The sequence below is a fragment of the Bacteroides mediterraneensis genome (assembly GCF_025993685.1).
In the GTDB taxonomy this organism is placed as follows: Bacteria; Bacteroidota; Bacteroidia; order Bacteroidales; family Bacteroidaceae; genus Phocaeicola; species Phocaeicola mediterraneensis_A.
Genome location: NZ_DAJPEN010000001.1, coordinates 3,840,511 through 3,856,040 on the forward strand (window position 1 = coordinate 3,840,511; position 15,530 = coordinate 3,856,040).

The 15,530-nt window shown below is 42.6% G+C and carries 8 protein-coding genes; all 8 read left to right on the plus strand.

Annotated features, from left to right (window positions below):
* The first annotated feature begins 329 nt into the window (after positions 1-329).
* The 8 genes from OIM59_RS16380 to OIM59_RS16415 all read left to right on the plus strand — a co-directional run bounded on the left by OIM59_RS16380 (position 330) and on the right by OIM59_RS16415 (position 15,527).
* A complete protein-coding gene (locus OIM59_RS16380) occupies positions 330-3,695 on the plus strand; it encodes a TonB-dependent receptor (RefSeq protein WP_299173052.1) in 3,366 nt (1,121 codons plus the stop codon).
* Between the two features lie 14 nt (positions 3,696-3,709).
* A complete protein-coding gene (gene nanU / locus OIM59_RS16385; RefSeq protein ID WP_299173054.1) occupies positions 3,710-5,269 on the plus strand; it encodes a SusD family outer membrane lipoprotein NanU in 1,560 nt (519 codons plus the stop codon).
* Positions 5,270-5,387: 118 nt separating this feature from the next.
* Positions 5,388-6,869 carry an alpha-L-fucosidase gene (locus OIM59_RS16390; RefSeq protein ID WP_299173056.1) on the plus strand — a complete coding sequence of 494 codons (1,482 nt, stop codon included), beginning with the start codon at positions 5,388-5,390 and terminating at the stop codon, positions 6,867-6,869.
* A gap of 14 nt (positions 6,870-6,883) precedes the next feature.
* Complete coding sequence (locus OIM59_RS16395) at positions 6,884-8,884, plus strand: family 20 glycosylhydrolase (protein WP_299173111.1); 2,001 nt, start codon at positions 6,884-6,886, stop codon at positions 8,882-8,884.
* 26 nt (positions 8,885-8,910) lie between these two features.
* Positions 8,911-9,573, plus strand: a complete 663-nt coding sequence (locus OIM59_RS16400) for a GDSL-type esterase/lipase family protein (protein WP_299173058.1) — start codon at positions 8,911-8,913, stop codon at positions 9,571-9,573.
* 1 nt (position 9,574) lies between these two features.
* On the plus strand, positions 9,575-11,644 hold the full coding sequence (locus OIM59_RS16405) for a GDSL-type esterase/lipase family protein (RefSeq protein ID WP_299173060.1): 2,070 nt from the start codon (positions 9,575-9,577) through the stop codon (positions 11,642-11,644).
* Positions 11,645-11,746: 102 nt separating this feature from the next.
* A complete protein-coding gene (locus OIM59_RS16410) occupies positions 11,747-13,267 on the plus strand; it encodes a class I SAM-dependent RNA methyltransferase (protein WP_299173062.1) in 1,521 nt (506 codons plus the stop codon).
* A gap of 13 nt (positions 13,268-13,280) precedes the next feature.
* Entirely contained in the window at positions 13,281-15,527 is a 2,247-nt protein-coding gene (locus OIM59_RS16415; protein ID WP_299173064.1) for a S9 family peptidase, read from the plus strand.
* Positions 15,528-15,530: the final 3 nt, after the last annotated feature.

Consider the following 15,530-nt stretch of genomic DNA (forward strand, 5'->3'; position numbering starts at 1 on the left):
AGATTTGATTAAAAAGGGAATATTTATTACAATATTCCCTTTTTATTTGCTGATAATCAGATAATATCATTCTTACTCTCTATTTATTTACGAATCTTAAAGACGATTCTTAAATAAATGAATATTCATAAAGCAAGTAGATAAATAAAATAACACCCAGATAAAAAGCAATATTTTATAAAATATTTTATCAAATAATTGTGATATCAAATTTTTTATTTATATATTTGTCGCATGCAAATAGATATATTAATAAAATCGACTAAAAAAGACTTTAAGTTAGCCTAAATCCTTCAATCGCAAACTTTAACCTTATATATACAAGAGTTATGAATAAAAAAATGAAGTCAGTCGGCATGTGTCTGTTGTTGGGTAGTTTATCCACGGGGATGACGTATGCGGACTTATCCACCAACAAAGCTGAAATTGACATTGTACAACAATCGGGTATATGTCAAGGTATTGTGAAAGATGCAACAGGCGAGTCTGTCATCGGTGCTTCCGTGATAGTGAAAGGAACTACCAACGGAACGATTACAGACATCGACGGTAAGTTCTCTTTGTCGAACGTAAAGAAAGGAGATGTTATTGAAATTTCTTTCGTAGGATATATTGCACAAACGATTAAATGGAATGGAACCCCAATCAACGTTATCTTGAAAGAGGATACTCAGACTTTGGAAGAAGTGGTTGTGACGGGATATGGAGGTTCCCAGAAACGAGCTGCACTGACTACGGCTATCTCTAAAATGGATGACCAGGTGTTGAAAAACGCAGCCATGAGTAATGCTGGACAAGCCCTGCAAGGTTCAGTAACCGGTTTACGCGTAATCAATACCACCGGACAACCGGGTGCAGAGCCTGATATCACACTGCGTGGTGGAGCTACCATTACTGGAAGTAACAGTAAAGCTTTGATTGTTGTGGATGGTATCATCCGTGACAGCATGAGTGACATCAACCCTTCTGACATTGAATCCATACAGGTATTGAAAGACGCTGCTTCTACCGCTATTTATGGTGCCCGTGCCAACGGAGGTGTTATTCTGGTAGAAACAAAGAGTGGAAAAGCCGGCAAGGCATCAGTAAACTATAAGTTCAAACTGGGTGTAAACTTTGCTCGTTATGGATATGAGTTCTGTAATGCACACGATTATTTGTACTATAACCGCTTGGGATATAAGCGTTATACCAACAACGTGCCTGGAGCAGCCAACGTAGATACGCAAACAGGTTACGGTACACAAAACAACCTGATTGATGTTCAATATCTCACCAATGAAAATTCTTATTTACAAAATGAAGGATGGCTGGTGATGGACGATCCCTATTACGAAGGTAAACAACTTCTTTATAAAGATTATAGTGGTCAGCTGGATGATGCGGTTTTTGCTAATACCGCCTTGACGCAAGATCATTATGTAAATATTACTGGAGGAAATGATAAAGGGACTTACATGGCCAGCATGGGATACTACAATGAAGATGGTCAGATTAAAGGAACTGGATACAAACGATTCAACGGATCGGTAAGCGGAACTTACAAAATTTTCCCATTCTTAAATGTAAAAGCCGGAGCCACCTACACATGGTCACAACAGCCTTCTTTGTGGATTGGTTCATACGAACTCTTCTATCGTACCCGTTCACAACGTCCGACATGGAACCCATATAACGAAGACGGAACTCCAGCTTCAGGATGGGGAACCGGCGATGGTAATCCTGAATATTATCGGGACAAGCTGACAAGTGAAGATGGAACTCGCAAAGCTACCTATAACTTTGGATTCGACCTGGACATCATTCCTAAGAAGTTGGTATTCAGCGGGAACACCTCTCTTTACCATTATGACTATCAATATGAAACATTCAACAAGTCATACCAGCTACAGACTTCTTCCACACCGACCAACACACGTGAAGCAAGTGCTCAAATACAGCGTTATACCCAAATCCAAGTAAATGGAACATTAAATTACAAAGATACCTTCAAAGAAAAACATAACTTGGACGTAATGGTAGGTAGCGAATACTTCGGTTACAACCAATTTACCATGCAGGCAAAGACTCAGAATTCTCCGACGGATGATATTCCGACTCTGAATGCAGGCGCTACCCGTACATATACTACATCCGAAAAAACCGGTTATCGTATTGCCTCCGTATTTGGTCGTGTAAATTACAACTATCAGATGAAATATCTGTTGTCTTTGGTAGCCCGCTATGATGGTATCTCTCGCTTGAAAGATAACCGCTGGGGCTTCTTCCCTGGTGTTTCTGTCGGATGGAATGTTACAGAAGAAGATTTCTGGAAGGAATCTAAGATTTCAGATGTCATCAGCAACATCAAGCCGCGCCTGAGTTATGGAGTAAACGGTAACGTAAATGGCATTGGAAACTTTGATATTTATGGAGTGTACAAGCAAATCGGAGCTGGAACGTATAATGGAGCAACCGCATACTACAACTCAGCACTGATAAACACTGGATTAAGATGGGAACAGAGCCGTTCATTTGAAGCTGGTCTGGATTTGGGCTTTTTCAATAACCGATTGAGCTTCATTCTGGACTATTACAACAGAACAACCGACGATTTGCTGACAGATGTAAATCTGCCTGCTTATACCGGTTTTTCAACCATGAAAACCAACTTGGGAAGACTGCGTAACTCCGGATTTGAAATGGAAGTAAGAGCTAATATTCTTTCCAATGTAAAAGGATTTAACTGGGAAGTTTCTGCTAACTTAACTTCCGTATCCAACAAAGTGTTGAAGTTACCGACCAGTGACAAACCTTTTAATCAGATTGATGGTTATGAAGTTGCAGCCGGACTATATAACCCAGAAACAGGAGAAACTCCAACCAAATGGATTGGTGGTTACCGAGAAGGTGGTAAACTGGGAGACATGGTAGGCTATGTACAAAACCATATCTTCAGAGACTGGAATGACGTAAAAGCAAACGCCAATATGATTATTGATGAAGTGGCTAACCTATATGGACCAGGTATGGCGAATGAAATCAACCCACAAACAGGTGTCACTTACGCTGAATCCAACGGATGGAAACCTATCGAACCCGGAGATGTATGCTGGGAAGACATCAATAAAGATGGAAAAATCAATAGCCTTGACCGCGCTGTTGTAGGTAATATCTTCCCGAAAGTAACCGGTGGATTCTCTACTACTTTATCTTACAAGAATTGGTCTTTGTACGCACGATTCGACTATGCATTAGGTCACACTATCTACAACGATTTAAAAGCTCGTTCTTTAGGACAGTACCAAGGACAATTTAACATCATTGATAAAGTACACGATACGTGGAGCGAAACCAATCCGGATACAGACCTTCCGGTATTCACTTATGCTGACCAGTTGAACAAGAAAAACATCACCCGTTCAAACAATGGAAACACAGCTGTCGATAATAACAGCTCACGCTTCTATGAGAAAGGGGATTATCTAGCTTTACGAGAAATCACATTGAGTTATTCTTTACCCAAAAAATGGATTGGTAAAGCAGGCATGCAAGACGCTTCTGTATATGTAACCGGCCAAAATCTGTTCTATATCACAGGATATGATGGCGTTTCCCCGGAACCGGCCGTATCTACGACCTATGGAAGAGGTATCGATAATGGACGTTATCCTACTCCAAGAACCGTATTGTTTGGCTTATCTGTAACATTCTGAAAAAAATAACGATTATGAAAAAAATATTCAACTATATTATAGCCGGATGTCTGGCAACGTCTTTTACCGGTTGCTTGGACATGGAACCTGTTAGTAGTATTACTGATGTAAACTATTGGAAAGATGCGGCACAATTTGAAGCATTTAATGTAGGACTTCACGGTTTATTACGTGAAAGATCTTATACCATCTTCGAATTAGGAGAACCTCGTGCCGACATTTATAATTCCAACCCATTTACAGGAGAAGCAACTCAGGGAGTGGAAAGAATGATTGACAACACGCTGAATGCAGCAAATCCTGTCATTAGTAATTATGGTGATTTCTACGTATTAATCAACCAATTAAACCTGATGATCAATCATGCAGAATCTACCGATTTGCTGGATGCCAGCACTAAGAACTATTATCTAGGAGAAGCATACGGTCTAAGAGCTTATGTATATTTTCACCTGTTACGTTCTTGGGGAGATGTGGTACTGCAATTGGATTACACCAATGGTAACTCCATCGATATAGGTAACCCAAGCAAAGCAGCCTCTTCTGCTGCCGATGTAATGACACAAATCAAGAAAGACATCCAAAGTTCAGAAGATGCTTTTGGTGATGATTATTCATTCAAATATGGTAAATGTTATTGGTCGAAAGCGGCTACCATGATGCTAAAAGGTGAAGTGTACTTATGGAGCGGAAAGCAAATGGGAGGCGGTGAAGCAGACTATACAACAGCCAAAAATGCATTGACGGCAGTAAAAGCAGCTGGAGTAGGATTACTAAGTAACTTCCAGAAAGTATTTGCATACGACAATAAAGAAAATAACGAAATTATTTTCGCCATACACAATGGAAGAAATGAGTATAGCATGTGGAATGACCAATATCGTTCAACCATGGTCATGAACCAAGCAAACTTTGGCACCTATTATGACGAAAACGGCGTCTTGCTAAATGAGACCGAAATGGCTGATATGAGCGGACTGATTCGTTATCAAGTAGAACAAGATTTATATACTCAATTATTCCGGGAGGGAGATAGCAGAAAATCATACTCTATAAAAGGTATCTATAGCAAAAACAGTGATAGCGAACCACTCACTTTTAGTGCTCCTATTGCCTATAAATTTCAGGGAGTTTTACTGGAAGGTGATGCCCAAAGAAGCTGGTTGGACGATTATCCTATTTACCGCTATGCAGACTGCTTACTGGCATTGGCCACTGCCAAAGCTTTCTTAGGTGAAGATATCTCCACAGAAATCAACGAAGTGCGCGAACGTGCTTATGGGACGGAATATTTCAATGCTCACAAAAATGAGGTTGCATATCCTAATGACAAAGATGCTAACTTCTATTCTAATAATCGCTTTGTAGGCAGTGATGAAAATCCTATTGAGGCTATCCTGAAAGAAAGAATGAGAGAATTCTTGTTCGAAGGGAAACGCTGGTATGATATCCGCCTGATGGGTAATGAATATGTCACTAAATATTCTAGTGCAAACGAGAGCCGTCTGTTATGGCCACTCGATGAAAATACATTAGGAGAAAACAGTGCCTTGAAGCAAACCCCTGGATACTAATCTCCATATAAAATTTACAAAGGCCTTAGAATTTTCTCCAAGAAATAAGGGGAAAACTCTAAGGCCTTTTTGTATGAGAGCACCTTTATCCATGTGAATACCCTAACATCAATATTATATGAAAAAATTATTTTTAGGAATCTGTTTATTTTTTATCGCCCTGACCGAAGGGTTTCCACAAAAGGTTTACACGCCTGACTGGAAATCTCTAGATAAACGTCCCATCCCAACTTGGTTTCAAGATGCAAAATTTGGCATATTTATCCATTGGGGACTCTATTCTGTACCAGCATGGTCTCCTAAAGGAACCTATGCCGAATGGTATCAATACTGGTTAGATAATAAAACATTATTTGGGAATGGTGACTTCAAAGGAGATGAGATCTATAATTATCACCGACTAACCTATGGAGAAGATTTTACTTACATGGATTTTGCACCACTGTTTAAAGCCCAAAATTACAATGCTACAGAATGGGCTGATCTATTTGTAAAATCTGGAGCAAAATATGCTGTTCTAACCACTAAACATCACGATGGATTTGCTCTATGGGACAGTAAAGAGGCATCTCACAATCACGCACGCCCATGGAATAGTGTAGAAATTGGTCCTCATAAAGATTTAGTAGGTGAATTTGTCAAGGCCATGCGAAAAGCGTCTCTTAAAGTTGGATGCTACTTTTCTCTAAGAGAATGGAATAATCCTCTCTACACTTCCGAAAACATGCCTATTTATACTGAACAACATCTGTATCCACAACTAAAGGATCTCATCACAAAATATAAGCCAGACCTAATCTGGGCAGACGGACCAGACAGCTACGATGAGGATATTTGGAAGACAAAAGAATTCTTATCATGGCTATATTCTTCTTCCGACATAAAAGACAGTGTAGTAATCAATGACCGTTGGGCCAAGTTCAAAAACGGCAGACACGGAGACTTCTACACAAGTGAATATAGCTCTTCTAATAAGAAATATGATAAACCATGGGAAGAATGCAGGGGCATGGGGTTTTCTTTTGGCTACAACAAACTTGAAGATATCGAAGATTACGCTACCCCACAAGCTTTAATCCATACGCTTGCAAAAATCGTTAGCCAAGGTGGAAATCTTTTACTGAACATAGGGCCTACGGCAGAAGGAAAAATTCCTCCAATTATGCAAGAACGATTGCTTCAGATAGGAGAATGGCTTAAGATTAACGGAGAAGCTATATACCAAACCAGACCTTGGAAGAAAAGCAGCCAGTGGTCGGAAGGAAAACGTGACTGGAAATCAGAAGAAAAATACTATGTTAGTGGCAACTCTATTCTGAAACAGACTGTTAATCCTGATCCTGGATACGCTGTACAAGAGGCGTTCTTCACATCGAAAGACAATAACTTATATGCTATCTTAACTTCCTACCCTAATGATAAAATTACATTGCAAGATATTAAATCTACACCGCTTACTACTATTCGCCTGCTTGGTTATTCGAACGAACTAAAATGGGAACAAAAAGGAAAAAATCTAATCGTATATTTACCGCGATTGACTTTTACTAAAATACCATGCAAATATGCATGGACTTTAAAAATCACTCATATTCAATAAACCTACATTCTGTTATGAAACCTCTTTTCATTCTCATAGCCATATTCTATAGCTGGATTCCTAGCTGGGGGAAATCCCTCTACCCTCTTCTGCCTTATCCGCAGAAAATAACTTATACAGATAAACAATTGGTATTAGATAAACTATATCTTGACACGACAGAAGAAATATCCAAACAATGGAAAGAGTGGCTACAAAGCATTAATGCAACTTCCACTTCCACACAAACAGATAAAACAATCAATATTAAAATCAAAAAATGTCTGCCGGAAATTCCTATTCCTACCGATGAAGGCTACAAATTGAGCATCACCGAAAAGCAAATAGAAGTCACTGCCACTTCTCCTACAGGAGTTTACAGAGCATTACAAACAATCCAGCAATTAACGGCCTATGCAAAAAATTACCTTCCTACCTGTGAGATTATAGACTGGCCTGCTTTCCGCATCAGAGGATTCATGCAGGATGTAGGCCGTACCTATATTTCTATAAAAGAACTGAAAAAAGAAATCGAGCTACTCAGCAAGTTCAAAATCAATGTATTCCACTGGCATCTGACTGAGAATCAGGCTTGGCGTCTGGAAAGTAAAATATATCCTGAACTCAACGCTCCTGAGAGCATGACTCGCATGCCAGGCAAATATTATACCTTGCAAGAAGCAAAAGACCTTGTGGCGTTCTGCAAGCAACGGCATGTAACATTAATTCCAGAAATTGATATGCCTGGTCACAGTGCTGCTTTTGTAAGAACTTTCCACACCGACATGCAAAGCGAAAAAGGCATGGAAATTCTAAAAAGACTCATGGATGAGGTATGCGAAACATTCGATGTACCCTTTATTCATATAGGTACGGACGAAGTACAGTTTACCAACCCACAATTTGTTCCGGAAATGGTAGCCTACATCCGTAATAAAGGGAAAAAAGTCATTTCATGGAACCCTGGTTGGAAATACCAAACAGGCGAAATAGACATGACACAGTTATGGAGTTTCCGGGGAAAAGCCCAATCAGGAATTTCGGCCATCGACAGTCGCTATCACTATGTCAATCATTTCGACATTTTTGCCGACCTGATTGCTTTATACAACAGCCGTATTTACAACCAAGATATGGGAAACGAAGACATTGCAGGAAGCATCTTGGCCATTTGGAACGACCGTTACCTCCAAAACGAGAAACAAATCGTAGCGGACAACAATTTGTATGCTCACATGCTGGCGCTTGCCGAAAGAAGTTGGCGGGGAGGCGGCTACGGCTATTTCGATGAAACCACGAACCTTTTACGGAAAAAAGATACAGAGATCTATACACAATTTACTGATTTCGAAGACAGAATGCTTTGGCACAAGACGCACACCTTCAAAGGAGAACCTTTTCCCTACGTCAGACAGGCTAACGTGGTATGGCGTATTACAGATGCATTTCCCAATGAAGGAGACCTGGCCCGTACGTTTCCCCCTGAACAAGAAGAAAAAGAAAGCTACTTATATAAAGGGAAAATCTACCAAAGCCATGTCGTCTACGGAGCAGGAGTTTACTTGCGCCATGTATGGGGAGAATTAGTTCCCGGATTATATTCCTCACCTGAAAAGAACCACACGGCGTATGCCACCACCTGGATATTCTCTCCTAAGAAGCAAAAGGTGGGGTTATTCCTGGAATTCCAGAATTATAGCCGTTCCGAAAGTGATTTGGCCCCACAACAAGGAACATGGGATTATAAAGGCAGCCGTGCTTGGTTGAACCAGCAAGAAATACTTCCACCGATATGGGAAAACAACCATAAAGAGCGGTCGAACGAGATTCCTCTAACGAACGAAAATGCAACCTCCCGCCCTCCGATACAAGTAACACTACACAAAGGATGGAACAAACTCTTCCTCAAGTTGCCTATAGGAAATTTTAAAACACCAGAGGTCAGATTGGTAAAATGGATGTTCAATGCTGTCTTTGTAACGCCAGATGGAAAAAAAGAAATCGACAACATCATTTACTCACCTGAGAGAAATTAAATTAAAAACATATTAATCTGCAATCCATGAAAACAATTTTACTACTAATTATAGGCTTAACATATAGCCTATCCACTTTCGGACAAACGGGAAGAAGATATTCAACCTATTACTACCAACGAGTTTCTCTATTTGAACAACTCCCGATAAGTTCGGATGACATTCTTTTTATCGGAAATAGTATAACTGATGGAGGAGAATGGAGTGAATTATTTCAAAATTCCCATGTTAAAAATAGAGGAATCAGCGGAGATACTACTTGGGGGGTATATGATAGAATTTCTGTCTTACTTAAAGGAAAGCCTGCACAAATCTTTCTAATGATTGGAATCAACAATGTTCCTCAAGGAGAATCACCGAATAATATAGCCTCTGATATACAACAAATCATACAAAAAATAAAAAAAGAATCACCGTATACAGAAATCTTGATACAAAGCGTGTTACCTGTCACCACAAAGTATAACCTGTTTCAAGAGCATACTTCCCATTGGCAAGAAATCCCTGACATTAATCAGGCTATTTTAAATATTTGTCAAAAAGAAAATGTGAAATATATTGACCTTTTCACTCACTTCGTAGATGAAAATGGACAAATGAAACCCGAATATACCAATGACGGGCTGCACCTTCTTGGGAAAGGCTATATGCTATGGAAAGAAATTATCACTCCCTATTTAAAGAAATAAAATGAAACCAACAATCTTAATTCTACTGCTCTGTCAATTCTTATTACAACCCGTACAAGCTGACAAGAAAATAAAAGTGGCCTGTGTAGGAAATAGCATCACCTACGGAACCGGCATTGCCAATCGCGATACAGATTCCTATCCTGCACAATTACAAAAACTACTGGGAAAGAAATACTCTGTGGGTAATTTTGGAAAACCTGGAGCAACTCTATTGGCACATGGACATCATCCTTATATTCAACAAGAAGAATATCAAAAGGCTCTTGATTTTGCTGGAGATATTGTGGTCATTCACCTTGGTATTAATGACACCGATCCAAGAAACTGGCCTAACTACAGAGATGAATTCGTTCATGATTATTTAAGACTAATAGCCTCTTTTAAAAAGGTCAATCCTCAGTGTCGCATTCTATTGGCATACATTACCCCAATAGCTGACCGACATCCTCGTTTTATCTCAGGTACCCAACAATGGCATGAGGAAATTCAAGAAGCAATTAAAGTAGTTGCTCAAATAACTCAGGCAGAACTCATAGATTTCCATACTCCATTATACCCTTACCCTATTTTATTGCCTGATGCTATTCATCCCAATGAAGAAGGAGCACATCTTCTAGCTCAGACAGCATACTCAGCCATCACTGGCGATTATGGAGGACTTAAACTACCAATTCTCTATACTGATTATATGGTATTACAACGTAATATCCCACTGCGTATTCATGGCACAGCCAATACAAAAACTCCTGTGACTGTAAGTATTGACGGCCAAAATAAAAAAACGATTACTGATAAAAACGGTAAATGGGAAGTAATATTAGATCCGATAAAAGCAGGAGCCAACTATGAGCTTTCCATACAAACCCCACAGCAATCACGCACCTTTCATCATGTGGCTGCAGGAGAGGTATGGTTGTGTTCCGGACAATCTAACATGCAGTTCATGTTGCAACAAGCCAAAGATGCTGCTATCGACATATCACAGGCATACAATCCACACATCCGTTTCTTTCACATGAAAGGAAAATGGGATACCAATGCCACGGAATGGCCAGCCCAAGCCATCGATTCCATCAATCATCTTTTCTATTATCAACCCACCGTATGGACCGAATGCACCTCCAATACGGCGGCTACGTTCTCTGCTGTAGCTTACTATTTTGGAAAAATGCTACAAGACAGTTTAAAAGTTCCCATCGGACTGATTTGCAATGCCGTGGGAGGATCAACCACAGAATCGTGGGTCGACCGCCACTCATTGGAAAAAAATTTCCCCGCTATTCTGAAAGATTGGACTCAAAACGACTTTATTCAAGAATGGGCCAGAAAAAGAGCCCTGCTCAACCTCCAGAAAAGCACAAATTCATTCAAACGTCACCCATACGAACCCTGTTATTTATATGAAGCCGGCATACTCCCCCTCCAGCAATATCCCCTCAAAGGAGTCATCTGGTATCAAGGAGAATCAAATGCGCACCACATGGAAGCACATTATAAATTATTTAAGTTATTAGTGAACGGATGGAGACAAAACTGGAACCAGCCAGACATGCCTTTCTATTTTGTCCAGCTTTCCAGCCTGAACCGTCCCTCATGGCCCTGGTTCCGTGACAGCCAACGACGTTTGATGAACGAAATACCTCATACTGGTATGGTGGTATCGACCGATAAAGGCGATTCATTGAATGTACATCCTACCGACAAACGTCCTATCGGAGAACGGTTGGCCAAATGGGCATTAAATCAAACTTATCATTATTCTTTACTTCCATCCGGTCCTCTGTACAAACAAGCCATCAGAAAAAATCATGAAGCAATCATAGAATTTGCGTATGCAGCAGGCCTACACACCTCGGATAGAAAACCGCTCATCGGCTTTGAGCTGGCAGAATATGAAGGAATCTATTTCCCTGCCCAGGCCGTCATAGCGGGGGATAAGGTCCGAGTCTACTCCGATTCAATCAAACATCCACGATATATACGATATGGCTGGCAACCTTTTACCCGCGCCAATCTTGTCAATAAAGATCAGCTTCCAGCCTCTTCCTTCCGTGATAAAATCCAGTAACCGATTTCATGTTTCCACAGAAAACATTTTCAAACAGTTGATTAGCAACCTGAAATTTCGTATTTTTGCCCCTATCAATTGAAATTACGTAATTTTATCAAGATGAATCAAGAATTCGAGCTTATCGCCAAGACCTTCCAGGGACTGGAAGAAGTTCTGGCACAAGAACTCACAGAGCTGGGAGCCAGCAACATTGAAATCGGCCGACGCATGGTTTCTTTCACCGGCGACAAGGCCATGATGTATAAGGCAAACTTCTGCCTGCGCACCGCCATCCGTATTTTAAAACCCATCAAACATTTCACAGCCAAGACGGCCGACGAAGTATATGAAGCCGTGAAAAGTATCGAATGGGAGAAATACCTCGACAACATGAGCAGTTTTTCCGTGGATGCCGTGGTTTATTCCAGCGAATTCCGCCATTCCAAGTTTGTGGCCTACAAGGTGAAGGATGCAGTGGTCGACTATTTCCGTGAAAAGACCGGCAACCGTCCTTCCGTACGTATCAGTAATCCGGACCTGGCCATTCACATTCACATTGCGGAAGAAGAATGTACACTGGCACTCGACAGTTCCGGCGAATCCCTCCATCGCAGAGGCTACCGTCAGGAACAAGTGGAAGCACCGCTGAATGAAGTGTTGGCTGCCGGTATGATTCTGATGACAGGCTGGAGAGGCGAATGCGACCTGATTGACCCGATGTGCGGTTCAGGTACCATCCCTATCGAAGCGGCCCTGATAGCCCGTAACATTGCGCCGGGAGTGTTCCGTAAAGAGTTCGGATTCGAAAAATGGAAAGATTTTGACCAGGAACTTTTCGATGCCATTTATAACGATGATTCACAGGAACGTGAATTCACGCATAAGATTTACGGGTACGACAACAATCCGAAAGCCAACGAGATTGCCCAGCACAACGTGAAAGCGGCAGGAGTCAGCAAGGATGTCATCCTGAAAATCCAACCGTTCCAGCAGTTTGAAAAGCCGGAACAGAAAAGCATCATCATCACCAACCCGCCGTATGGAGAACGTATCTCTTCCGACGATTTGCTGGGCCTCTACCAGATGATTGGGGAACGTTTGAAACATGCCTTCACAGGAAACGATGCCTGGATTCTGAGCTACCGCGACGAATGTTTCGACCAGATTGGCCTGAAGGCTTCCGTGAAAGTGCCTTTGTTCAACGGTGCCTTGGAGTGTCAGTTCCGCAAATACCAAATTTTTGACGGGAAATACAAGGAATTCCGCTCAGAAAACAGTGACAAGGAATTCAAGCCGAAACGGGAAGACAAACCGGCACGTTCACGTCATCACGGTGAAAAAGTGGAATACGTACGTAAGGAACGCAAAGAGGGCACTCGTGGAGAACGGAAAGAAGGTTTCCGAAGCGAACGCAAAGAAGGTTTCCGCAAAGATTCCGACCAGAAAGAAACGTTCCGCGGACGGAAAGCTGGCGACGGAAAAGAATTTACCCGCGAACGCCGCAAGGAATTCAAATACAAAGAGGAACCGAAACCGCGCAACCCGCGTCCTTCTACGGATGACGGACGCCCGAAAGCGGCTCCTGCTCCTCGCTACATGCACAAGCGCCGCAGCGAGGAAGAAGAAAATTCACAGGATTAAAGACAAGTCACACATGAAACGTATATTTTTATTCTTCTTTTTATGTAGTATGACCGTCCTCACCACTTTTGCCCAGGAAAAGAAAGCCGACTATACGCTGGAAGATGTCATTCCGGGCGGCAACAATTATTTCAACCTGATGCCCAAGAACATTCCGGGACTGCAATGGTGGGGGGATGTATGTGTACGCGCGGACGTGGAAAATATCCGCCGTATCCAGTTGAAAGATGGCAAGGAAACCGTACTGGTTACCCTGAAAGAAGTGAACCAGGCTCTTGAAAAAGGAGAAAAGCCTTTCCAGCCGTCGCACGAACTGAAACCGCTCCGCAGTCTGATGGCTGCTTCATTGCCTTGGGCGGAACGGAAAGTGATTGTATTCCAGCAAAGCAACTACTGGGTGGAATATGATTTCGGACAGAAAAAGATTACCAACCTGTTCCGCCTGAACGAAAAAGCAGGTAACCTGGACTTCTGCAAGGCCAATGACAAAGTAGCCTATACCATCGGCAACGGTCTGTTTGTAGCCGACAAGGGAGAAGAAAGCCGGCAAATCAATCCGTCACAGACGGAAGAAGGAGTGGTTTACGGTCAGGCTGTACACCGCAACGAGTTTGGCATCTATAAGGGTACATTCTGGAGTCCGAAAGGAAACTACCTGGCTTTCTACCGCATGGATCAGAGTATGGTGACCGATTATCCACAGGTAAATACTTCCACCCGTATCGCTACCCTGGAACCGGACAAATATCCGATGGCGGGCATGACCAGCCACAAGGTGACCGTGGGAGTGTACGATGTAAAAACTGGGAAAGTGATTTACTTGCAGGCAGGCGACCCTACCGACCGTTATTTCACCAATGTCAGCTGGTCGCCCGACGAGCAGCATATCTACGTCATCGAGCTGAACCGCGACCAGAACCATGCACAGCTGGTCAGCTATCAGGCTGCCACCGGAGAAAAGGAAGGTATCCTGTATGAAGAAAAGCATCCGAAATACGTAGAACCTCAACACCCATTGGTATTCCTGCCATGGGATGAAACTCAGTTCATCTACCAAAGCCAGCGCGACGGTTTCAACCACCTGTACCTGATGGATACGAAAACCAAAGGAGAAGGAGTTTGGAAGAATGGCAAACTGGAAGGCAGCACCTACCTGGAGCACCTGAAAGTCACTCCTTTGACCCAAGGTGACTGGCTGGTTCAGGATATTTTAGGATTCAATGCGGACAAGAAGGAGATTATTATCGGCAGTACGGAAATCTCTCCGCTGCAGACCAATCTGTTCAGCCTCAACGTGAAAACCGGGAAACGTACACTACTGGGAGAAAAAGACGGCATGCACCGGGCTTCTCTCTCCGCCAGCGGTACGTATTTGATAGATAACTTCTCTTCTTTCACCGTGGGACGGGAAATCACCTTGCTGCCTACCAGCGGCAAGAAGGGAACCACCCTGCTGAAGGCGGACGACCCGATGTGCAGTCAGTTCAACTTGCCGGAAATCACCCTCGGAACTCTTAAAGCTGCCGACGGAAAGACGGATTTATATTACCGCCTGATTAAACCGGTGGACTTTGACCCGAACAAGAAATATCCGGCCATCATCTATGTATATGGCGGACCGCATGCACAGCTCATCCACAACACGCGCTTCTACGATGCCAGAGGATGGGACCTGTACATGGCACAGAAAGGATATGTCATGCTGACAGTAGACAGCCGGGGAAGTGACAACCGGGGACTGGCGTTTGAAAACTGCACGTTCCGCCACCTGGGAGTGGAAGAAATGAAAGACCAGATGAAGGGAGTGGAATTCCTGAAATCCCTGTCGTACGTAGACGGTGAACGCATCGGCGTACATGGCTGGAGCTTCGGCGGTTTCATGACCACCAACCTCATGCTGACTTATCCCGATATTTTCAAAGTGGGGGTAGCCGGCGGACCGGTCATCGACTGGAAGTTCTATGAAGTGATGTACGGCGAACGTTACATGGATACGCCACAGGCTAATCCGGAAGGCTACAAAGGCTCCGACCTGAAACTGAAAGCCGGCAGCCTGAAAGGCCGTCTGGAAATCATCATCGGCGGAACAGACCCCACCTGCGTACCCCAGCACACTTACACGTTCCTGAGGGCATGTATCGAAGCTGGCACACACCCCGACCTCTTCATTTATCCGGAAGACGGACACAACATGATGGGACGCGACCGTGTACACCTGCACGAACACATCACCCGCTATTTTGAAGACCATTTGAAATAATCG

Excerpts from the sequence above, each read along its gene's own strand:
- OIM59_RS16380 (WP_299173052.1), top strand. The coding sequence starts at position 330 with ATGAATAAAAAAATGAAGTCAGTCGGCATGTGTCTGTTGTTGGGTAGT.
- OIM59_RS16415 (WP_299173064.1), top strand. The coding sequence starts at position 13,281 with ATGAAACGTATATTTTTATTCTTCTTTTTATGTAGTATGACCGTCCTC.
- OIM59_RS16400 (WP_299173058.1), top strand. The coding sequence starts at position 8,911 with ATGAAAACAATTTTACTACTAATTATAGGCTTAACATATAGCCTATCC.
- OIM59_RS16405 (WP_299173060.1), top strand. The coding sequence starts at position 9,575 with ATGAAACCAACAATCTTAATTCTACTGCTCTGTCAATTCTTATTACAA.
- OIM59_RS16395 (WP_299173111.1), top strand. The coding sequence starts at position 6,884 with ATGAAACCTCTTTTCATTCTCATAGCCATATTCTATAGCTGGATTCCT.
- nanU (WP_299173054.1), top strand. The coding sequence starts at position 3,710 with ATGAAAAAAATATTCAACTATATTATAGCCGGATGTCTGGCAACGTCT.
- OIM59_RS16410 (WP_299173062.1), top strand. The coding sequence starts at position 11,747 with ATGAATCAAGAATTCGAGCTTATCGCCAAGACCTTCCAGGGACTGGAA.
- OIM59_RS16390 (WP_299173056.1), top strand. The coding sequence starts at position 5,388 with ATGAAAAAATTATTTTTAGGAATCTGTTTATTTTTTATCGCCCTGACC.